The sequence below is a fragment of the Micromonospora sp. C51 genome, assembly GCF_018070435.1.
Lineage (GTDB): Bacteria > Actinomycetota > Actinomycetes > Mycobacteriales > Micromonosporaceae > Micromonospora > Micromonospora sediminimaris.
The window spans coordinates 84,303-104,080 of the sequence record NZ_JAGPXQ010000005.1 but is presented as its reverse complement, the minus strand read 5'-3'; the positions used below and the strand labels follow the sequence as shown (position 1 = coordinate 104,080).

At 71.6% G+C, this 19,778-nt stretch carries 20 protein-coding genes and 1 pseudogene; 12 read left to right on the top strand and 9 right to left on the bottom strand.

The features are described from left to right. Positions 1–7: 7 nt before the first annotated feature. A complete protein-coding gene (locus KBX50_RS08810) occupies positions 8–1,579 on the bottom strand; it encodes a sugar transferase (protein WP_210936171.1) in 1,572 nt (523 codons plus the stop codon). Between the two features lie 266 nt (positions 1,580–1,845). Beyond that, a complete protein-coding gene (locus KBX50_RS08805) occupies positions 1,846–2,706 on the bottom strand; it encodes an Fpg/Nei family DNA glycosylase (protein WP_210936169.1) in 861 nt (286 codons plus the stop codon). 24 nt (positions 2,707–2,730) lie between these two features. Here KBX50_RS08805 and KBX50_RS08800 point away from each other — a divergent pair, with 24 nt between their 5' ends. Continuing rightward, positions 2,731–4,050 carry a glycosyltransferase family 4 protein gene (locus tag KBX50_RS08800; protein WP_210936167.1) on the top strand — a complete coding sequence of 440 codons (1,320 nt, stop codon included), beginning with the start codon at positions 2,731–2,733 and terminating at the stop codon, positions 4,048–4,050. Between the two features lie 127 nt (positions 4,051–4,177). Here KBX50_RS08800 and KBX50_RS08795 read toward each other — a convergent pair whose 3' ends face one another. The 5 genes from KBX50_RS08795 to KBX50_RS08775 all read right to left on the bottom strand — a co-directional run bounded on the left by KBX50_RS08795 (position 4,178) and on the right by KBX50_RS08775 (position 7,957). After that, on the bottom strand, positions 4,178–4,894 hold the full coding sequence (locus KBX50_RS08795; RefSeq protein ID WP_210936165.1) for a CDP-alcohol phosphatidyltransferase family protein: 717 nt from the start codon (positions 4,892–4,894) through the stop codon (positions 4,178–4,180). Then, positions 4,878–5,945, bottom strand: a complete 1,068-nt coding sequence (locus KBX50_RS08790) for an iron-containing alcohol dehydrogenase family protein (protein WP_210936163.1) — start codon at positions 5,943–5,945, stop codon at positions 4,878–4,880. Before KBX50_RS08790 ends, KBX50_RS08795 begins: the two co-directional genes overlap by 17 nt. After that, positions 5,933–6,664 carry a sugar phosphate nucleotidyltransferase gene (locus tag KBX50_RS08785; protein WP_210936359.1) on the bottom strand — a complete coding sequence of 244 codons (732 nt, stop codon included), beginning with the start codon at positions 6,662–6,664 and terminating at the stop codon, positions 5,933–5,935. The genes KBX50_RS08790 and KBX50_RS08785 overlap by 13 nt, the downstream gene beginning before the upstream one ends. 103 nt (positions 6,665–6,767) lie before the next feature. Further along, positions 6,768–7,511, bottom strand: a complete 744-nt coding sequence (locus KBX50_RS08780; protein WP_210936161.1) for a hypothetical protein — start codon at positions 7,509–7,511, stop codon at positions 6,768–6,770. Then, positions 7,508–7,957 carry an NUDIX domain-containing protein gene (locus tag KBX50_RS08775; protein ID WP_307870891.1) on the bottom strand — a complete coding sequence of 150 codons (450 nt, stop codon included), beginning with the start codon at positions 7,955–7,957 and terminating at the stop codon, positions 7,508–7,510. Before KBX50_RS08775 ends, KBX50_RS08780 begins: the two co-directional genes overlap by 4 nt. 117 nt (positions 7,958–8,074) lie before the next feature. Here KBX50_RS08775 and KBX50_RS08770 point away from each other — a divergent pair, with 117 nt between their 5' ends. The 4 genes from KBX50_RS08770 (at position 8,075) to corA (ending at position 11,698) form a co-directional block, all read left to right on the top strand. Beyond that, positions 8,075–8,467, top strand: coding sequence for a cyclic nucleotide-binding/CBS domain-containing protein (locus KBX50_RS08770; protein WP_093410774.1), 393 nt, complete (start codon positions 8,075–8,077; stop codon positions 8,465–8,467). Between the two features lie 111 nt (positions 8,468–8,578). After that, on the top strand, positions 8,579–9,037 hold the full coding sequence (locus tag KBX50_RS08765) for an ester cyclase (RefSeq protein WP_093410771.1): 459 nt from the start codon (positions 8,579–8,581) through the stop codon (positions 9,035–9,037). Between the two features lie 128 nt (positions 9,038–9,165). Then, positions 9,166–10,260, top strand: a complete 1,095-nt coding sequence (locus tag KBX50_RS08760; protein ID WP_210936157.1) for a PLP-dependent aminotransferase family protein — start codon at positions 9,166–9,168, stop codon at positions 10,258–10,260. A gap of 253 nt (positions 10,261–10,513) precedes the next feature. Then, a complete protein-coding gene (gene corA, locus KBX50_RS08755; protein ID WP_210936155.1) occupies positions 10,514–11,698 on the top strand; it encodes a magnesium/cobalt transporter CorA in 1,185 nt (394 codons plus the stop codon). 132 nt (positions 11,699–11,830) lie between these two features. On the opposite strand, the gene KBX50_RS08750 is transcribed toward corA, so the two are convergent. Further along, positions 11,831–12,622: a hypothetical protein gene (locus tag KBX50_RS08750; protein WP_210936153.1), complete on the bottom strand. Its 792-nt coding sequence runs from the start codon at positions 12,620–12,622 to the stop codon at positions 11,831–11,833. Between the two features lie 59 nt (positions 12,623–12,681). On the opposite strand from KBX50_RS08750, the gene KBX50_RS08745 reads away from it, so the two are divergent. After that, the gene (locus KBX50_RS08745) at positions 12,682–13,209 is read left to right on the top strand and encodes a peptidylprolyl isomerase (protein WP_210936152.1); all 528 of its coding nucleotides are present in this window, start codon (positions 12,682–12,684) and stop codon (positions 13,207–13,209) included. A gap of 308 nt (positions 13,210–13,517) precedes the next feature. Continuing rightward, positions 13,518–14,429 (top strand): rhomboid family intramembrane serine protease, encoded by a 912-nt coding sequence (locus KBX50_RS08740; protein ID WP_210936151.1) that lies wholly within the window; start codon positions 13,518–13,520, stop codon positions 14,427–14,429. A 54-nt stretch (positions 14,430–14,483) separates the two neighbouring features. Here the strand turns inward: KBX50_RS08740 and KBX50_RS08735 are convergent, their stop codons facing one another. Further along, positions 14,484–14,927, bottom strand: coding sequence for a PH domain-containing protein (locus tag KBX50_RS08735; protein ID WP_307870890.1), 444 nt, complete (start codon positions 14,925–14,927; stop codon positions 14,484–14,486). A gap of 136 nt (positions 14,928–15,063) precedes the next feature. On the opposite strand from KBX50_RS08735, the gene KBX50_RS08730 reads away from it, so the two are divergent. The 5 genes and pseudogenes from KBX50_RS08730 to KBX50_RS08710 all read left to right on the top strand — a co-directional run bounded on the left by KBX50_RS08730 (position 15,064) and on the right by KBX50_RS08710 (position 19,764). Continuing rightward, positions 15,064–16,236 (top strand): acetyl-CoA C-acyltransferase, encoded by a 1,173-nt coding sequence (locus KBX50_RS08730; protein WP_210936150.1) that lies wholly within the window; start codon positions 15,064–15,066, stop codon positions 16,234–16,236. A 181-nt stretch (positions 16,237–16,417) separates the two neighbouring features. Next, the gene (locus KBX50_RS08725) at positions 16,418–16,927 is read left to right on the top strand and encodes a hypothetical protein (RefSeq protein WP_210936149.1); all 510 of its coding nucleotides are present in this window, start codon (positions 16,418–16,420) and stop codon (positions 16,925–16,927) included. Between the two features lie 70 nt (positions 16,928–16,997). Further along, positions 16,998–17,690 carry a response regulator transcription factor gene (locus KBX50_RS08720; protein ID WP_210936148.1) on the top strand — a complete coding sequence of 231 codons (693 nt, stop codon included), beginning with the start codon at positions 16,998–17,000 and terminating at the stop codon, positions 17,688–17,690. Then, positions 17,683–19,070: pseudogene (locus KBX50_RS08715) on the top strand (sensor histidine kinase). Before KBX50_RS08720 ends, KBX50_RS08715 begins: the two are co-directional and overlap by 8 nt. Before the next feature lie 103 nt (positions 19,071–19,173). Beyond that, a complete protein-coding gene (locus tag KBX50_RS08710) occupies positions 19,174–19,764 on the top strand; it encodes a hypothetical protein (RefSeq protein ID WP_210936146.1) in 591 nt (196 codons plus the stop codon). Positions 19,765–19,778: the final 14 nt, after the last annotated feature.

The window sequence follows — 19,778 nt, the reverse complement described above, 5'->3', positions numbered from 1 at the left end:
GCACCGGTCAGTACGCGCCCTTGCGCGCCACCACCACGCCTACCGTGCGCCACAGGATGCTCAGGTCGTACGCCAGCGACCAGTTGTCGACGTAGTACAGGTCCAACCGGACGGCCTCGTCCCAGGAGAGATCGGAGCGGCCGGACACCTGCCACAACCCGGTCATACCCGGGCGCACCAGCAGCCGGCGTCGCACATCACCCAGGAAGTCGCCGTCGTCGGCGGGCAGCGGGCGCGGCCCGACCAGCGACATCTCACCCTTGAGCACGTTGATCAGCTGCGGCAGCTCGTCCAGCGACGAGGCACGCAGGAAGCGGCCCACCGGGAAGACCCGGGGATCCTGCTTCATCTTGAACAACATGCCGTCGGTCTCGTTCTGGTCGACCAGGCTGGCCAGCCGGTCCTCCGCGTCGACGTACATGGTCCGGAACTTCCACACCCGGAACGTGCGCCCCTCGTGCCCCACCCGGGGTTGCCGGAAGAAGACCGGACCCGGATCGGAGACCCGGATGGCGATGGCGATCGCGATGAAGACCGGGATCAGCGCGAGCAGGCCGAGCCCGGCGGCGACGCGGTCCATCATGTTCTTGGCCAGCAGGGCCGGCCCGGAGAGGGTGGGTTCCTCGACGTGCAGCAGCGGCAGGCCCTCGATCGGGCGGATGTGCACCCGGGGGCCGGCGATGTCGGTCAGTTGCGGCGCCACCACCAGATCGACGCCGGAGCCCTCCAACTGCCAGGCCAGGCGACGTAGCTCACCGGGCTCAGCGCTGGCCGAGCCGCAGACCGCGATGGTGTCCGCGCCCACCTCGCGTACCAGGGCCAGCACGTCGCGGCCCGCGTACACCGGAACCGGGGTCTGCACGCCCTTGGCCGCCGCGTACCCGTCGGTGATGTGGATGGCTACCGGGACGAGCCCGGCGGCCGGGGTGCGGGTGACCGCCGTGTACACCTCCAGGCATTCCGGCAGGGTGCCGACCAGCACCATCCGGTGCGCCGCCTGCTGGATGTTGCGCCGGACGGTGTGCAGCACGAAACGGGCCAGGATCCGGCCCAGCAGGATCAGCAGCAACGCCAGCAGCAACGCCGTGCCGACGGTGAACCGGGACAGGTCGGTCTTGGTGGCGAAGGCGAGGAACGACACCGCCGCACAGACGGTAACCCCGGCCCGGATCACCCGCTTGAACTCGTCCGGCCCGAGCCCGAGACAACGTCGGTCGTAGGTGCCGTTGAACCAGAGGATGACCAGCCAGCCGAGCGGCAGCAGCAGGAACGCGACCGTGTAGAACCAGGTCGGGTCGTTCTGCGCCTGGTGGAAACCCGCGGTGGCCTGGTCGAAGGTGTGGATCGCGGTGTAGCTGGCGAAGGCCGCCGCGGCGAAGTCGAGCAGCAGCAGGATCGCCGTGTAGGGCCGGTGCCAGCGCGACACCCGCCGCCGGGCCCGGGCCCACGCCGATCGGGGTACGCCGTTCGGGGATGGCGGGTTCGGCGGCTGGATCTCGAAGCTGTCGACGTGCCGCACGAGTCTGCTCCGGCCTTCGTTGGTCACCGGGCGCTGGAGGCTGGTCGTCACCTCACTCATGTCCTCCCGCATGACCCGCCGCGTTCACTCGCCGTGACCGCCCGGGTCGCCCACCGTTCCAGTTTCCCACGCGAGTTCCGTTCCGTTGCCGACCCGAGGGACTTTGCGCGGCGGCCACCTACCGCCTGGGATCTGGCCGGCCCCACGCCATTCGCAGGCCGGGGACCGGGCCACTATACCGATGGATGACGGCCCGGGTAGAGCGCCGGACCGGTGGTTGCGCACCGCACGTCCGATTCCGCTGCGTAATCAGCGAGTGGTGTGACTCACCGTACAAGTCGGGACAACCTTCGGTCAGCAAGGGGCTTGCCGCCGGTCTGGCAGGTCGGGCAGTACTGGAGGCTGGAGTCGGCGAACGAGACCTCCCGGACGGTGTCTCCGCAGACCGGGCAGGGCAGCCCGGTGCGGGCGTGCACCTTGAGGCCGGACCGCTTCTCGCCCTTCAACTCCGCGGCCCGCTGCCCCAGCGACCGGGTCACCGCGTCGCCGAGCACCCGGCGGGTCGCCGCGTGCAGGGTCGCCATCTGGTCGTCGGTCAGCCGGTCGGTCAACGCGAACGGCGACAGCTTCGCGGTGTGCAGGATCTCGTCGGAGTACGCGTTGCCGACCCCGCCGAGCACCGCCTGGTCGGTGAGGACCCCCTTGACCTGGCCCCGGCGGCTGCGCAGCGCACCGGCGAAGGTGGCGAGGTCGGCCGAGAGCGCGTCCGGCCCGAGCTTGGCCACCCCGGGCACCGCCTGCGGATCCGTCACCAGGTAGGCGGCGAGTTTCTTCTGCGTACCGGCCTCGGTCAGGTCGAAGCCGGAGCCGTCGTCGAGGCGCACCCGGATCGCGATCGGCCCCTTGCCGGGTCGCAACGGAACGGCCGAGGCGAACGCCTCCCGGTAGTGCAGCCAGCCGGCGCGGGCCAGGTGGACCACCAGGTGCAGGCCGCCGTCGAAGACCACGTCAAGGAACTTGCCGTACCGCCGCGCGTCGGTCACCGCCCGGCCCGCGACGGCGGTCGGCGGCGGGTCGTACGTCTTCAGGGCGCTGATCGCGGCGACCTCCAGGCGGTCGACCCGCCGGCCCACCGCGCGCTGTCGCAGGTAACCGGCGAGCGCCTCCACCTCCGGTAGTTCGGGCATCGTCCAACGGTAGCCTTCTTTCCCGTGAGAATCGTGGTGGCGCACAACCGGTACCGGGAAGCTCAGCCGTCCGGTGAGAACACCATCGTCGACGCCGAGATCGCCCAACTCGCCGCCGCCGGGGTGGAGGTGCTGCCGTTCCTGCGCAGTTCCGACGAGATCCCGGCGATGCCGAAGACGGCGAAGGCGCTGCTGCCGATCTCCCCGATCTACGCACCCCGCGCCCAGCAGGAGCTGGGTCGGCTGCTCACCGAGCAGCGCCCGGACGTGCTGCACCTGCACAACCCGTACCCGCTGCTGTCGCCCTGGGTGGTGCGGACCGCGCACAAACACGGCGTGCCGGTGGTGCAGACGGTGCACAACTACCGACAGGTCTGCTCCTCGGGGTTGTACTTCCGGGACGGCGTGATCTGCCAGGACTGCCGGGGTCGGGCACTGGGCGTGCCGGCGGTGGTGCACCGCTGCTACCGGGGGTCGCGGGCGCAGAGCGCGCTGATGGCCACCACCCTGGCTGTGCACCGCGGCACCTGGAAGTCGGTGGACCGGTTCGTCGCGCTGACCAGCGCGGTCGCCGACCATCTGCGTGACTACGGCATCCCCGATTCGCGAATCGTCGTGAAACCGAACGGAATCCCCGACCCGGGCACGCCCGCTCCGCTCGGCCAGGGTTTCCTCTTCCTCGGCCGGCTCTCTCCGGAGAAGGGGCTCGGCCTGCTGCTGGAGGCGTGGCGCCGGCACCCGGACGGCGCGCTGGGCCCGCTGCGGGTGGCCGGGGACGGCGAACTGCGCCCACTGGTCGAGGCGGCGGCGGCCGAACGCGCGGACGTGACGTTCCTCGGCCCGCTCGATCGGGCAGGCGTCCGTGACGCGCTGACCGCGAGCGCCGTGGTGCTGGCCACCTCCACCTGGCACGACGTGCTGCCCACAGTGATCATCGAGGCGCTGGCCAGCGGTCGGCCGGTGCTCGGCACCGCGCTCGGCGGCATCCCGTACCTGGTCGGCGCGGACACCCCCCGCGAACCCGCCGGCACCGGTCCCGCGGTGACCGCCTCGGCACCAGCCCCGCCCAGCCCCGGCGGGCCCACAGCCCCCGTTGCGCAGGCCGGCGAGGCCGTACCGGCGGTCACCCAGCCGCAGACCGGCCTCCCGGTCGGGATCCGGGCCGGCGAGGCCGGCTGGGTCGTGCCGCCGGACCCGGCCGCGCTGGCCGCCGCGCTGCCGATAGCCGCCGCCGGAGCCGCCGCCCTGTCCAGTTCCGCCCGCAACCGCTACGAGCGCACCTTCCACCCCGACGTGGTCACCAAACGCCTCATCGACGTCTACGCCTCCCTGACCCACCCCTAATCAACCCCACCACCAACCGGGTTGATCATGAGGTTAGCGGCACTATTTGATCTTCAAGGTGCCGCTAACCTCATGATCAACGGGGTGGGTCAGGGGGTGGGGTGGGTCAGGGGGTGGGGTTGGGCGGTCAGCGGAGGGAGGCGCGGGCGGAGAAGGCGATGCTGGCCAGGAGGAAGCCGCCGTTGACCGCAGTGAAGGCGATCATCACCCAGAGGGTGAGCGCCGGGGCGAGGGCCAGGACCAGGGCGGCCACGAAGATGACCGCGCCGTAGTCGCGGACCAGCTTGACCAGGCGTACCGGCAGGCTGGTGGAGGTGACCATGCTGGCGGCGTTCGGGCCGGACTGCATCACCGAGGTGACCAGGTTGACCATCCAGGTGCCGGCGAACGCCGCTACCAACCAGACCGGCGTCGACGGGCGCTGCGCCACGGCGGTCGCGGACAACGCCGCCACCAGGGCGATCTGGGCGGCCACGTCACAGAGCACGTCGACCCGGGCGCCGGCCGCGCTGCCCTGCCCGGTCACCCGGGCCAGCTGACCGTCGGCGCAGTCCAGGGCGTACGCGATCTGCCAGCCGAAGAGCGCGACCAGCCCGACCACCGGCGCCGGCACGTCCCCGGCGGCGACCGGGCTGGCGAGCGCGACCACGGTGACCGAGGTGGCCAGCCCGAGCAGCAGGTTGGTGACGGTCAGCGCGGTCGGCCGGAGCCCGAGACGCTGGGCGACGAGCGCGAAGACCGCGCCGATCCACTGGCTGACCGACTCGCTGAACAGGCCACCGCCCCGGTTCACCCGGTGAAAGTCGGCGACCGTGGGGTGGGGCGGCTCAGCCAAGGTGCTCACGAAGGGCGTCAACGTAGTCTCCCAGCCGGGTACGAAGGTCGTCGGCGGACAGCGCCAGGTGTTCGAGGATCGTGTAACGGTCGGGCCGGGTGTGCGGGGCGAAGGCCACCGCCTCGACGAACTGCTCGTCGGTGAGCCCGAGGTCGGCGGGTCGGGTGGACAGCCCGTGCCGGTGCAGGCAGCGGGCGAGTTGGCCGAACCGTTCCAGGTCGCCCCGGAGGAAGGTGCAGAACAGCGCGCCGAGCCCGGCCTGCTCCCCGTGCGAGGCGGTGCTCGGGAAGAGGTGGTCGATGGCGTGCGAGATCTCGTGGTCGCCGCCGCTGGCCGGCCGGCTGGAACCGCAGATCGACATCGAGATGCCGCCCAGGATCAGCGCCTCGGCCAGCGTGGTGAGGAACCCGTCGTCGGTGATCTTGCCGGGATGGTTGACCAGGGCCTCCGCCCCGGTGCGGGCCAGCGTCACGGCCAGCCCGTCGATCGGCTCACCGCGAACCTGGTGGGCCAGCTCCCAGTCGGCGCAGGCGCTGAGATTGCTCACCGCGTCGCCGATGCCGGCCTGGGTCTGCCGGTCCGGCCCGTTCTCCACGAAGTCGAGATCGACAAGCACGGCGATCGGGATGTGCACCCCGTACGAGCCCTTGCCGCCCTCATGGGTCAGCGACGCCACCGGAGAGGCGATCCCATCGTTGGCGAGACTGGTCGCCACGGTGACCATCGGAATGCCGTAGCGGGTGGCGGCGTACTTGGCGGTGTCGATGGTCTTCCCGCCGCCGATGCCGACGACGGCGTCGTAGCTGCGGCGGCGTAGCTGGTCGCCGAGTTCGTTGGCGGAGTCGACGCTGCCACCGGCGACGGTGAACACGTCGGCCGACCCGAGCGAGGGACGGCACAGCTCGACGATCTTCTCGCCCTGACCCGGGCCGACCACCACCGCGACGTCGCCACCGCTGGAGATCCGGCGGTCGGCCAGCAGCGAGCCGAGGTCGGCCACCGCGCCCCGGCGGACCTCGATCGACAGTGGCGTCGCGACGGTACGGGCTAGTAGCGGCACGCGATCTCCCGCGCCCGGGTCAGGTCGGCGTGGTTGTCGACCTCGACCCACGCCACGTCGCCGATCGGCGCGGCCCGGACCTCGCCGCCACGGTCGGCGAACTCCTGGTACCCGTCCTCGTAGTACAGGTTGGGGTCGCGCCGCCAGGTCGCCTCCAGGGCGTCGGCGAGGGCCTCGGCCACCTGCGGCTCGATGAGGGTGGCCCCGATGTACTCGCCGTACGCCTCGCCCGGGTCCATCAGCTTGGTGATCCGGGTGAGCTGGCCGGCGGCGTCGAAGGTGGTCTTCATCTCCTCCTCGGCCAGCGGCTTGAGGGTGTCGATCGCCAGCAGCACGCCCGGCCCGCGCTCGGCCAGCAGGGTCTTCTCGATGCTCACCGGATGCACGGTGTCGCCGTTGACCAGCAGGACTCCCCGGGAGAACCAGTCACGCGCCAGCCAGAGGGAGTACGCGTTGTTCCACTCCTCGGCCTTGTCGTTGGGTACCAGGGTGATCGTGGCGCCGTACCGGCGCTCCAACTCGGCCTGGCGTTCGCGGACGGCGTCGGCGGCGTAGCCGACCACCACCACGACCTCGGTGAGCCCCACCTCGGCCAGGTTGCGCAACGCGATGTCGAGGATGGTGATCTCGCCATCCACCGGCACCAGCGCCTTGGGCAGCGTGTCGGTGTACGGGCGCAGCCGGCGACCTGCGCCAGCCGCCAGCACCATTCCGACCATGCCGGCATCGTTTCCTGTTCTCGCGGCGTTCACCGAAGGAGGATAGCGCCGCCCGCGTCGGCGCTGCCGCCGGTCAGCGGCCAGCGGCCGGTGCGCACCCCGGTCAGCCGGGCAGAGCCGCCAGGTCGGCGAGCATGGTCAACCGTTCCTCGGCGGTCAGCACGGCGTACGGCCCGGCCGCTCGGCGGTCGGTCTCCAACTCGATGGCCTGGCGCTGCGGACCGTCGGGCAGCTCCGCGATGCTCACGGCGGTGTGACCGGCGGCCTCCCAGGCGGCGGCATGCGCGTCGGCCCGGTGGTAGCGCAGCGCGCCGAGCCGGTTGAGCAGCAGCAGGCCGGGCGGGGCACCGTCCGGCTCGTACGGGGGTGCCACCGCGTGGAACGCCCCACCGCCCGGCGCGGCGGTCAACAGCCGGCCGGCGACCTGCACCAGCCGCAGCACCCGGTCGTGGTGGCCGGCCCACAGCTCCTCGGTCACCTCGGCGTGCACCTGGTAAAGCTCGGCGAGAAAGGCCAGGCCCCGCTCGGTGGCGGCAAGCCCGCCGTCCGCCCGGCGGTGGATCATGCCGTACGCGACATGCCGGTCGAGACTGCGCCGGCAGGCGGTCGGGTCCCGGTAGCGGGTCACCGCGGCGAACCCCGAGCCGTCGACTGTGCCACCCGGTACGGCCAGCCGGGTGCGCAGTTCCACCAGGAAGCCGGTGGCGGGCGGGCCGCCGTACCGCTGGCTCAGCTCGGCGCCGCCACCGTGCCGACCGGCCTGCATGGCTGCGGTGAAGACCCGGTCCACGGCGGGCGCCACCAACGCCGCGTACCGGTGCGGAGCAAGCCCGACCGTGTCGCTCACGAACCGATGGACCGCAGCACGGCGAAGGCCCGCTCGGCGATGTGCCGAATCAACCCGTCGTTGACGTCACGGTGCTCGTCGAGCAGGTCGAGGTCGTCGGGGCCGAGCCAGCGGTACTCGGTGTGCTTGCCCGCCTCCAGCACGGGCGCGGCCAGCTCGCCGTCGACCCGGACCAGCCAGTCGCTCTCGATCCGGGCCAGGCCGTCGTCCCCGACGTAGCGGTACTCGCCGATCTCGGCGAGCACCTCGGACACCCGCCAGCCGGTCTCCTCGGTGACCTCCCGGTGCAGCGCGTCCTGCACGGACTCGCCCGGTTCGAGGTGGCCGCCGACGATGTCCCAGCAGTTGGGGAAGAGTCGCCGGTGCGGCGAGCGACGTTGGAAGAACAGGCGTCCGTCGGGGGCGACGATCAGCGCTCCCGCGCAGCGCAGCGGCTCGGTGGACACGTCAAGAACAGTAGCCGCGACCGTCCCGCCGTGCCGATGTCCGGTCTTGTCCTGGAAACCTATGGGGCTCACCATTGCGGGTAACCGGGTGCAGCCGTCCCAAAGGGGTGATGTGTCATGCAGGTTCGGGAAGCTATGTCCAGTGAGATCCTCGTGGTCGGTCCGGAGCACACGCTGCGGCAGGCGGCGCGGATGATGTCGGAGCGCCGTATCGGGTCGGCGGTGGTGATCGACCCGGATTCCGAGGGCATCGGGATCATGACCGAGCGGGATGTGCTCAACGCGATCGGAGCCGGTCTTGACTGCGACGTCGAACGGACCGGGGCCCATCTGACCTGGGACGTCGTCTACGCGGGGCCGGAATGGACGATCGAGGAAGCGGCGGCGGCGATGGCCCGGGGTGGCTTCCGGCACCTGGTCGTCCTCGACGGTCGTGAGGTCGCCGGCGTCATCTCCGTACGCGACATCATGCGGGTGTGGGCGGCCAGCCGGATGGTCGGCACCGGCTGACCAGGTCGCCGATCGGCGGTCGGTCGATCCGTCCCGGGTTGGGCGGGCCGGTCGGCGGGTAATGCCCCTGTTGCGGGCGCGGGCCGATCGTGCCCCGCGCGGGGAGGCGTGATGCGTGGCGCGGACCGGTTGATCCAGCAGCAGTACGAGATGCTCCTGCGGCGTGACGTGGCTCGCCTGCCGGAGCTGTACGCGACGGACGCGCGTTACGCCATGCCCGGTGTCACGGTGCGTCCGACCGAGTTGCCGGCGCTGCTGCGTACCTGGACGGGTGCCTTTCCCGACCTGCGGGTCGATCCGCTCGGTGCGGTACGCACGGCCGGTGGCGCGGCGGTCGAGCACCTGCTGACCGGCACCCACACCGGCGTGCTGCACACCCCGTTCGGGACCGTCGCGCCCACCGGACGGGACGTCGCCTGGGAAGTGGTGGACGTGGTCCGGGTGCGTCGGGGCCGGATCGCCGCCTGGCGGTCCTACTTCGACTGGGGGCAGCTGATGACTCTGCTCGGCCTGCGGGTCGCGGGGACGTCACGCCGGCCGCAGGACGAGCCGGTCGGCCTTCCGGCCTGATCTGCCGCACAGTCGGCGGGTGTGGGTCGGCCACCGGGCGCGCCCGTTCACCCGACCCGGTGGCTCAGGATGCGGACATCGCCGTGCCTTCCGCGCACGTCCCACCTCCGCCCGTACGCTGAACAGCCATGACCGCCGAGCAGCTGATCTCCTTTGCCCGTGGCGCCCCCTCACTGGACATCGTCGATGTCGAGGGGCTCAAGGCCGCAGCCGTCCGCGCCTTCGACGCCGACCCCGCCGGGGTGACCGCGTACGGCACTTCCGTCGGTTACGTCCCGCTCCGGAAGTGGATCGCCGAGAAGCACGGTGTCGAGGCGGAGCAGGTGCTGGTCACCAACGGCTCGTTGCAGGCCGACGCCTTTCTCTTCGATCACCTGGTCCGCCCCGGCGACGCGGTGGTGGTGGAGCGTCCGACCTACGACCGCACCCTGCTGAACCTCCGGAACATGGGCAGTGAGCTGCATGCTGTCACCATCCAGCCGGACGGTCTGGACACCGCCGAGTTGCGCAAGCTGCTGGAGTCCGGGGTACGGCCCCGGCTGGCCCACGTCATTCCGAACTACCAGAATCCGGCCGGCGTGACGTTGTCCCTGGAGAAGCGCCGCGAGCTACTGGACCTGGCTGCGGAGTTCGGTTTCACGATCTTCGAGGACGACCCGTACGCGGACATCCGATTCCGGGGCGAGGCGCTGCCGTCGATGCTGTCGATGGACACCCGAAACGTGGTCGTGCACGCCTCCAGCTTCACCAAGACCGTCTGCCCGGGGGTGCGGGTGGGTTACCTGGTGGGTCCGGCGGACCTGATCGGCGACGTCGCGAAGAAGGCGACCAGCCTCTACATCTCGCCCGGCATGGTTTCCCAGGCCATCGTGCACCAGTTCTGCGTGTCGGGGGACATCGGGCGTTCCATCGAGACGGTCCGGGCGGCCCTCGGCGAGCGCGCCACGGTCCTCGCCGAGTCGCTGCGCCGGCACATTCCGGAGGCCCGGTTCGTGGAGCCGGACGGCGGCTACTTCCTCTGGGTCGAGTTGCCGGAGGACGTGGCGGTCGACCGGCTCGCCCCGGCGGCCGCAGAGCGTGGCGTCGCGGTGGTCAAGGGCAGCGACTTTGTGATCGACGGCGGCCGGCACGCGCTCCGGCTGGCCTATTCGGCGGTCACCGCGGATCGGATCGACGAGGGAGTTCGGCGGCTGGCCGAGGCGATGAAGGCGGTGCGCGGCTAATTTCTGTCGGCTTTCCGACAGTAAGGCGATACCGGCCGGCCCGGGTCTCCCGCTGAGGCGACTCGGGGCCCACAATGCTGCGAGCGTCTCACCACGCGTACGCACAACCCCCGCCCCCACGGCGCCGGGCGGGCCGGGTCGCCCCCTCACCCCCCCCGATGCGGTCCGGTCCGTCCGGCGCCACCCCTGCGGGCCGGCCATGATCACTGCGGCGGCGTAACCTGCAAACCGCAGCCGGCGGGGGGAGGGCGTGATGACGGAGCGGACGCAACGCGCGGGGACGACCTCCTCGGACGGCCCGGCCACCGCTGGCAACCGGAACGCGAGCGCCAACGGGAGCCGCGCCCTGCGCCCCCGGAACTGGTCACCCGTGCGGGCCGTGACGCGCCGGCTCAGCTCGGACGGATCGCAGTCGGGTGAGCCGGCGGTTGACCGGCGACGCAGCGCGGTGGTCGACTGCGCGCTCTATCTCGACGGTCAACGGCAGGCCGGCGACTGGGACTACGCCGACGCGCTGGCCGCGGCTCGTAGCGCCGAGACAGGCTTCGTCTGGCTCGGCCTGCACGAGCCGGAGCTGGCCGAGATGACCGAGATCGCCACCACGTACGGGCTGCACGAACTGGCCGTGGAGGACGCGGTCAAGGCCCAGCAGCGTCCGAAGCTGGAACGGTTCGGCGAGGTCAGCTTCCTGGTGCTGCGTACCGCCCGCTACTGCGAGCACACCGAGCTGACGGAGAACTCCGAGGTGGTGGAGACCGGGCAGGTGATGCTCTTCATCGGCCCGCAGTTCGTGATCAGTGTCCGGCACGGCGACGCCTGCCGGCTCGCGCCCGTACGCGAGGAGTTGGAGGCTCGCCAGGAGCTGCTGCTCAACGGTCCCTGGGCGGTGGCGTACGCGATCACGGACCGGGTCGTCGACCTCTACCTGGAGGTTGCCGACCAGCTTGAGGACGACATGGACGTGCTGGAGACGGAGGTCTTCGACCGCCAGACCAGCGGCCGGATCCAGCGGATCTACCAGATGAAGCGGGAACTGGTCGAGTTCAAGCGGGCGGTGATGCCGTTGCAACGGCCGCTGGTGACGCTGACCTCGCAGATGAACCGGGACGTGCCCAAGGAGGTGCGCCGCTACTTCCGCGACGTGCAGGACCATCTCAGCCGCACCGTCGAGCAGGTCAACTCCTACGACGACCTGCTCAATTCGATCCTCCAGGCGCGGCTGGCCCAGGTGACGGTCGACCAGAACAACGACATGCGCAAGATCGCGGCCTGGGCGGCCATCGCCGCCGTGTGGACCGCGATCGCCGGCATCTACGGCATGAATTTCGACTTCATGCCGGAGCTGAGGGTGACCTACGGCTACCCCGTGGTGCTGGCCCTGATGCTCAGCATCTCGCTGGCCCTCTACCGCTGGTTCCGCCGCAACGACTGGCTCTGACCCGGCCCTCCCTCCCCCGACCGCCCGTGTCGCTGTCTGCGCTGACCATGAAGTTGTCGCCGCGACACACCGGCGTGCGCGGCAACAACTTCATGATCAACCTCGACGGCGGTGGGGGTGGGAGGGGAGGCGTCAGGCGCGGGTGTTGGACTTGTGGTTGGTGGCCTTGCTCAGGTCGTCGGCGGGGCGGCCGGTGCTGGTGCGCGCACCCTCGGCAACCGCGGGGACCTTCCCGGTGGCGGCGACCCCGGACGGCGCGGTCGCGGTGGTGGAGGCGCTGTCGCCGCTGGCCACCGCCGAGCTGCCCGCTCCGGTCGAGACCTTGCCGGCACCGGCCGGGCCGGTCGTGCGCACCTCGATGGTCTCCACCTCCTCGTGCATCGGCTCAAGCGCGGCACCCGCGTCGTACTCGGCCCACTCCTGCTGCTCGCGGTGCCGCCGCAGGGCCATCGCGCCGGCCAGCCCGGCCACCGTACCGGCGGCCAGCAGGCCGATCATGGTCCCGCTCCGGCGGGACTTCTTCTTCGCCTTCATCTTCTTCGCCTTCCTACTGACCGCGGCCTGCTTGGCAACCGCGGCCTTCTTCCCCTTGGCGGCCCGATCGGCCGCGTCGGACTGCGCGTGACGTACGGCCAGAGCAAGCGGCGTGAGGGCTGCGGCCGTCGATGCGAGGCCGTTCGATGCCCGGTCCCGGACCACGACGGCGGTCGGTGCCACCGCACCGCGGGCCGCCTGGAATCGCGGGCCGACCGTGTCGCCGGCACCCCTCGCGGCATGCGTGGCGGCCTGCCTCAGGTGACCGATGCTGCGGTTCAATTCGGCCCGAGCCAACTGCGCCTGGGTCTTTCGCCGCCAGTTTCCAAACACGGTCCCACCTCCTGGGAGTTGCTCTGTCTCATCCTCCACCTTCGGATGCCTCCGCATGTCCAGATCGGGCACATGGGAGGATCCGCATGGAACTGACCAACGAATAAGGAGTACCCGTGGCTGAGGCTGTCTACGCCACCCTGCACACCAACGCCGGCCCGATCCGGCTGGAGCTCTTCGGCAACCACGCCCCGAAGACCGTCCGCAACTTCGTCGAGTTGGCCGAGGGCACCCGCGAGTACACCGACCCGCGGACCGGGCAGCTGGGCAGTGGTCCGTACTACGACGGCACCATCTCGCACCGGGTGATCAGCGGTTTCATGATTCAGATGGGTGACCCGACGGGCACCGGCCGGGGCGGGCCGGGCTACACCTTCGCCGACGAGTTCCACCCCGAGCTGCGGTTCGACCGGCCGTACCTGCTGGCGATGGCGAACGCCGGGCCCGGCACCAACGGCTCGCAGTTCTTCATCACCGTCTCGCCGACGCCGCACCTGAACAACCGGCACACCATCTTCGGGCAGGTAGCCGACGAGCAGTCCGCGAAGATCGTCGAGGCGATCGCCAACACCCCGACCGGCCCCAGCGACCGGCCGCTCCAGGACGTCGTCATCGAGCGCGTCGAGATCGAGCGCTCGGCCTGACCGGGCGTCTGCGGGCGGTGCCGAAGGGCCGGCCCGCCGTGCGGGTCCATGGTCTGGTCGTCCAACTCGCCGAGTGCCAGCTCGGGCACGTCGACGACGACCGGCGGCTTGCGGACTGGTCCGGACACCCCACCGGTGTCCGGACCAGTCTTCGCTCTGCCGGCGGCCGCCAGGGCCGCGCAGGCGTCGACGTGGCGGCGGCCGTCAGCACTCCGCCACGGCTGGGCCGGTACGCCTCGACCCGCCTGAGTGGCGGCTCGGGGTACCTTTGCTCGCATGACTGAGCGCTCGGGTGTCTGGGGCCAGCGATGAGCGAGTCCCCGCCGACCACGCCGGCCTGCTACCGCCACCCCGACCGGGAAACGTATGTCCGTTGCACCCGCTGCGACCGTTCGATCTGCCCGGACTGCATGAACGAGGCGTCGGTCGGGTTCCAGTGCCCGGAGTGCGTGTCGGAGGGACGCCGCGGCGTGCGCCCGGCGCGGACCGCCTTCGGCGGCGGGGTCGTCGGCCGACACGGCTACGTGACCAAGACCCTGATCGCCCTCAACCTGCTGGTGATGCTGGTCTCGATCGCCTCCGACCGGGGCGGGGACGCGGCGGCCGGCGGTAACGGCTTCGGCGGGCTGATGGGCGGCAGCACCCCGTTGACCGAGTGGGGTGCGGTGCTGGGCCGGGCGATGTTCCTCGACGGCACCATCGGCGGTGTCGCCGAGGGCCAGTGGTACCGCCTGATCACCGCGATGTTCCTGCACTACGGCGTGGTGCACCTGCTGCTGAACATGTGGGCGCTCTGGGTGCTCGGCCGCTCGCTGGAGGCGGTGCTCGGGCCGCTGCGCTTCGCCGCGCTCTACCTGATCGCCGGCTTCGGCGGCAACGTCGCGGTATACGTGTTCAGCGCGCCCAACCAGATGTCGGCGGGAGCGTCGACCGCCATCTTCGGCCTCTTCGCGGCGATCTTTGTGATCATGCGACGCCTGGGTCGGGACACCTCGGCCATCCTCCCCATCCTCGTGATCAACCTGATCTTCACCTTCACCGTGCCGCAGATCTCCATCGCCGGTCACCTGGGCGGCCTGGTGTTCGGCGCGCTGATGGCGCTGGTGCTGGCCTACGCGCCGCGGTCGCGCCGGACCCTGGTGCAGTTCGGCGGCGGCGCGATCATCGTCGTGGCGCTGCTCGGGATGGCCCTGGTCCGCACGGCCGCGCTGCTGGGCTGACCGCTGCCCGACACGGCACCGTCGGCCCGGTCATATCGGCTGCCAGAGCGCCGATCAACCGGGGCCGCCCGGGCTTCCCGCCCGGGCGGTGCGCAACGCGTCGGCGACCTCGCCCGGATCGGCACCGAGATCGAGCCGGCTGAACAGGTGCAGTGAATCGCCCGTATCGATCTCCAGGGTCGGTCCGGCCAGTCCGCGCCCGGACCGGCGGTGCACCTGGATGGTCTCCACCATCGGCCAGGGCAGGTGCCGCCGGCCCAGCAGCCCGGCCGGTACGGTGATGCCGGTCGGGTCCACCGCCAACCGGACCGGCGCGAGCAGATCCCGCAGGCCCCACCCGGTGAGAACCGCTGCGGCCAACCCGCCGAGCACCGGTCGGAGCGGGTCACCCGCGGCGAGCAGGATTCCCAGGGCGAGCACGCTGGCTGCGGCAGCCAGCTTCAGGAACGGTAGGCCCAGAGGCACCCGCCACTGCTGTGCGATGGTGTCGTACGCCACGGCACCAGCATGCCAGCGCCGCCGGTCACCGGCATCCGCCGCGGAGCGTCCGGCCGGCGTTCACGTGGGCGGGGGCGTGGCGGTCGACCCGGCGGGGCGTAGGATCGGGACCAGCCCAGGTTACCGGGGAGTAAACATGAGTGACGCGGTTATCGTTGGTGCGGTGCGCACCCCGGTCGGGCGGCGCAAGGGCAGCCTGGCCACGGTGCACCCGGTGGATCTGTCCGCACACGTCCTGCGGGCCCTCGCCGAACGCACCGGGATCGATCCGGTTCAGGTGGACGACGTGGTCTGGGGCTGCGTCTCCCAGGTCGGGGAACAGTCGTGGAACGTGGCCCGGAACGCCGTACTGGCCGCCGGCTGGCCCGAGTCGGTGCCCGGCACCACCCTGGACCGGCAGTGCGGTTCCAGCCAGCAGGCCCTGCACTTCGCTGCGGCCACCGTGCTCTCCGGTCAGGCGGACCTGGTCGTCGCGGGCGGCGTCGAGTCGATGACCCGGGTGCCGATGGGCTCCAGCGTGGTCGGTGGAACGCCGTTCAGCGAGCAGATCCTGACCCGCTACCGGGGGGTCGAGGGTGTCGCCGAGGACTCCCCGCTCCCCTTCAGCCAGGGCGTCGGGGCGGAGCTGATCGCCCAGCGGTGGCGCCTGTCCCGCACCCAGCTCGACGAGTTCGCGTTGACCAGCCACGAGAAGGCCGCCGCCGCGCAGGACGCGGGCGCGTTCGAGGCCGAAGTCGCCCCGGTGGCGCTCGCCGACGGCGGCAAGTTCGCGGTCGACGAGGGCATCCGGCGCGACACGTCGCTGGAGAAGCTGGGCGAACTGTCCACTCCGTTCCGCCCGGACGGTGTGGTGACCGCCGGTTCGGCCTCGCAGATCTCCGACGGTGCCGCCGCGCTCGCGGTCACCACGAGCGAGTGGGCCAGCCGGCACGGGCTGCGCCCGCTGGCCCGGGTCCACACCGCCGTGGTCGCGGCCGACGACCCGGTCGCCATGCTGACCGCGCCGATCCCGGCCACCGCGAAGGCACTGCGTCGCGCGGGGCTGGGCATCGAGGAGATCGGGGTGTACGAGGTGAACGAGGCGTTCGCCCCCATACCGCTGGCCTGGTTGGCGGAGACCGAGGCGGACCCGGAGCGGCTCAACCCGCGCGGCGGTGCGATCGCCCTGGGGCATCCGCTCGGCGGCTCCGGTGCCCGCATCATGACCACGATGCTCGCCCACATGCGCGACAACACCATCCGCTACGGCCTCCAGACCATGTGTGAGGGCGGCGGAATGGCCAACGCCACCATCCTCGAACTCCTCTGACCTCGCCGAGTCAAGTCGATCAAGAGGTTCTGGTCCCCTGACCGGCGCTCGGGCGACCAGAACTTCTTGGTCAACTGGCCGAGGCGAGCGGGGGTGGCCGAGGTGGGCGGGGCGGTGTGGAAATTGCAGAAAGCATGTCCATCGGCCATGTCACCGTGCGGACAGGGTCGTTGGGCAGGTCATGGACGTCTTCTCCCGAACGTTCCTTCCGGCCGCCGCCGAGGCCGGCCTGGCGGTGCAGACCGCCAGTCGGCACATGCCGGTGTTCCGCCGCTGCGTGGGCTCCGGCGACGCCACCATCCTGGTCACCCGGTGCAGCCGGCCCGACCGACCGGTCGACGGGGAATACCTCCTACTGCTCACCCACCGGAGGCTGGTGGTCACCCGGCAGACCCGGGTGCTGCATCGGCTCCGCCTGCACCTCAACACGGAGCTCCGCGAGCTGAGCCACGTCACCTGGAGCCCCGACCCGCGCCTGCACTGCGTGGAACTGGCCGCCACCGCGATCGACGGCATCCGCGAGCGCTTCCTGATCCGCACCCAGCACCCGAAGCAGGTGTGGCAGCTGGACGCGTTGCTCAATCACGCCTTCCGTACCCGCGTACGCAGCGCACAGCCGCGGATCGTGGCCACCGTCGCCGAAGCGCCCGCCGCCCGACCGGGTGCCTTCCAGCCCGTCGTGGCCCACTGACCGGGTCTTCTTACCGAATTCGAACACAGCCTGACGCTGCCGAGTCTCGTCAATCGGCAATCATGGCCCAGTGACCGCCGAGAACCCGCAACGCGGGCTGGTCCTCGTGGTGGAGGACGAACCGAGCATCGCCGACCTGGTCCGGCTCTACCTCAGCCGGGACGGCTTCGGCGTACACGTCGAACGGGACGGCAGTGCCGGCCTCGCGGCGGCCCGCCGGTTGCGTCCGGTGGCCTGCGTGCTCGACATCGCCCTGCCGGGGCTGGCCGGCACCGAGATCTGTCGTCGGTTGCGCGAGGCCGGCGACTGGACGCCGGTCATCTTCCTCACCGCTCGCGACGACGAGGTGGACCGCGTCGTCGGCCTGGAACTGGGGGCCGACGACTACGTCACCAAACCGTTCAGCCCTCGCGAACTCGTCGCCCGACTGCGGGCGGTGCTGCGCCGGGCCGCCGGCCCGCCAGGCGGCGTCGGGCAGCCCGTCATGCTCGGCCGGGTCACCGTCGACCCCGATCGCAGGTCGGTCACCGCCGACGGCGCTCCGGTGCAGCTCACCTCCACCGAGTTCGACCTGCTGGCCCACCTGATGAGCCGGCCGGGCCGGGTCTTCTCACGGGAGGAACTGCTGGCCGCGGTCTGGGGATACGCGGCGCACGCCGGCACCCGTACCGTCGATGTGCACGTGGCTCAGGTGAGGGCGAAGCTCGGCGCGGCGAGCGTGATCCGGACCCATCGCGGAGTCGGGTACGCCGCTGATGGCTGATCGTCCCGGCCGCACGCTCACCGCGCGCGCGGTGCTGGTGACCTGTGCGGTGGCCCTCGTATCGGTCCTGGTCACCGCGGCGGTCGCGGTGCCGGTGGCGGTCCGCGCTGCCGAGCGGCGGGACCGGCAGGCGCTCGCCGCACAGGCCCAGGTCGCCGCCGAGCTGCTGCGGGCACGCCCCGGCCGGGTCCGTGAACTGGCCGGCGAGCGGTTGATCCGCCAACTCGGCAACCAGGGCACCACCATCTACCTGATCTCGGGCGGTGATGTCGACCGTGCCGGTCTGCCTCCCCAGGTGGTGAAGCGGGTGTCCAACGGGCGGAACTTCTCCGGTCGGCGGCTGGTCGACGGGCAACGGGCACTCGTCGAGGGCCGGGCGCTGCCCGGCGGCGACGGCGTGGTGCTGACCCGTCCGCTCGGGGCGGGAGTGTGGCGTCAGGTGCTGCGCGGCCTCTGGCTGCCGCTGCTGGCGGGGCTGGCGGCAGGCGCGGTCGCGGGCCTCCTGCTCGCCCGCCGCCTGGCCCGACCGATCCGCCGAGCGGCCCTCGTCGCGGCCCGGCTGCGGGCGGGCGATCGCACCGTCCGGGTGCCGGTCGAGCCGCCGGCCGAGGTGGCCGACCTGGCGTACGCGCTGAACGGGCTGGCCGCCGCGCTGGCCACGAGTGAGGGACGACAGCGGGAGTTCCTGCTCTCCGTCTCGCACGAACTGCGCACCCCGCTGACCGCGATCCGTGGCTACGCCGAGGCGCTGGCCGACGGGGTGGTTGAACCGTCGTCGGCGGCCGACACCGGCCGGACCATGCTCGCCGAGGCGGAGCACCTGGACCGGTTGGTCACCGACCTGCTCGCCCTGGCCCGCCTGGAGGCGGTCGACTTCCCCCTCGAACCGGTGCCGGTGGATCTGGCCGGCCTGGCCGCTGACGCCGGCCGGACCTGGGCGGACCGGTGCGCCTCGATAGGGGTGACGTTCCGGACGGAGCTGCCGGGGCAGCCGGTGCCGGCGTACACCGACCCGGGCCGGATCCGACAGGTGATCGACGGCCTCCTGGAGAACGCGCTGCGGGTGGTACCCCCGGGTGCGCCGGTGGTGCTGGCGGTCCGACCGGCCGGTGCCGACCCGGGTGCCGGTGGCGTGATCGAGGTTCGCGACGGCGGACCCGGGTTGACCGACGACGACCTGACGGTGGCCTTCGAGCGCGGGGCGCTGCACCAACGCTACCGAGGGCTACGCAAGGTCGGCAGTGGGCTCGGGCTCGCGCTCGCCGCCGGCCTGGTCCGCCGGCTCGGCGGTGAGATAAGCGCCGGGCACGCGCCCGAGGGTGGGGCCGCGTTCACCATCCGGCTGCCGGGATTCCTTACCTGACCCGAACGTCGGCCTGACGGTCGGCGCATCCGGCGGGTCCAGGCTGGGTGCACGGATCCACGCCGGCCGTGACGCGGCGCGACGAGATCCGGCAGACCAGCACCGACGAGAGGACGAGGAATGGCACGCAGGGGATCCTTCACCGCCACCGGCGCGCTGCTGGTGACGGTCGCGTTGGCCGCCGCCGGCTGCGGGGTGGGCCGGGCCGAGCGGGACGCGATGCAGGAGAGCGCCGTCGAGGTGGTCGCCGCGATGGGCGCGGAGGGCCAGGCACTGGCCGCGCTCGGTCTCGACCCGGCAGAGCTGGATCCCGACGCGACCGTGGCCGCGCCGGTGGAGCCGACCCCGAGCGCGGCCAACAAGCGCAAGGAGCGGGTCGAGGAGTGGCGCAAGCGTCGGGCGGCACGGGTGCTGCTGCGCAAGAACACGCTGCACGGCGACGTCGTGGTGCAGACCAAGGACGGCGGCACGAAGACCGTCTCGGTGCAGCGCGGCGAGGTGACCGACCTCGCCGACGGCAAGATCACGGTCAAGTCGACCGACGGCTTCACCCGGACCTGGACCTTCACCGACGACCTGCGGGTGATCGAACGGCGTAAGTCGATCGCCGCCACGGACATCAAGGTCGGCACCAAGCTGGGCGTGGCCGGCACCGTGAACGGCGAGCAGGCACAGGCCCGCCTGATCGTCGTCCCGTTCAACCAGAAGTGACAGTGGGCCCGCCG

What these genes read in the sequence shown, in the direction of transcription:
- KBX50_RS08810 (WP_210936171.1), bottom strand. Translation starts at nt 1,579, where the DNA reads ATGAGTGAGGTGACGACCAGCCTCCAGCGCCCGGTGACCAACGAAGGC.
- KBX50_RS08805 (WP_210936169.1), bottom strand. Translation starts at nt 2,706, where the DNA reads ATGCCCGAACTACCGGAGGTGGAGGCGCTCGCCGGTTACCTGCGACAG.
- KBX50_RS08785 (WP_210936359.1), bottom strand. Translation starts at nt 6,664, where the DNA reads ATGGTCGGAATGGTGCTGGCGGCTGGCGCAGGTCGCCGGCTGCGCCCG.
- KBX50_RS08770 (WP_093410774.1), top strand. Translation starts at nt 8,075, where the DNA reads ATGCAGGTTCGGGAAGCTATGTCCAGTGAGATCCTCGTGGTCGGTCCG.
- KBX50_RS08765 (WP_093410771.1), top strand. Translation starts at nt 8,579, where the DNA reads ATGCGTGGCGCGGACCGGTTGATCCAGCAGCAGTACGAGATGCTCCTG.
- KBX50_RS08760 (WP_210936157.1), top strand. Translation starts at nt 9,166, where the DNA reads ATGACCGCCGAGCAGCTGATCTCCTTTGCCCGTGGCGCCCCCTCACTG.
- corA (WP_210936155.1), top strand. Translation starts at nt 10,514, where the DNA reads ATGACGGAGCGGACGCAACGCGCGGGGACGACCTCCTCGGACGGCCCG.
- KBX50_RS08750 (WP_210936153.1), bottom strand. Translation starts at nt 12,622, where the DNA reads ATGCGGAGGCATCCGAAGGTGGAGGATGAGACAGAGCAACTCCCAGGA.
- KBX50_RS08740 (WP_210936151.1), top strand. Translation starts at nt 13,518, where the DNA reads ATGAGCGAGTCCCCGCCGACCACGCCGGCCTGCTACCGCCACCCCGAC.
- KBX50_RS08730 (WP_210936150.1), top strand. Translation starts at nt 15,064, where the DNA reads ATGAGTGACGCGGTTATCGTTGGTGCGGTGCGCACCCCGGTCGGGCGG.
- KBX50_RS08725 (WP_210936149.1), top strand. Translation starts at nt 16,418, where the DNA reads ATGGACGTCTTCTCCCGAACGTTCCTTCCGGCCGCCGCCGAGGCCGGC.
- KBX50_RS08710 (WP_210936146.1), top strand. Translation starts at nt 19,174, where the DNA reads ATGGCACGCAGGGGATCCTTCACCGCCACCGGCGCGCTGCTGGTGACG.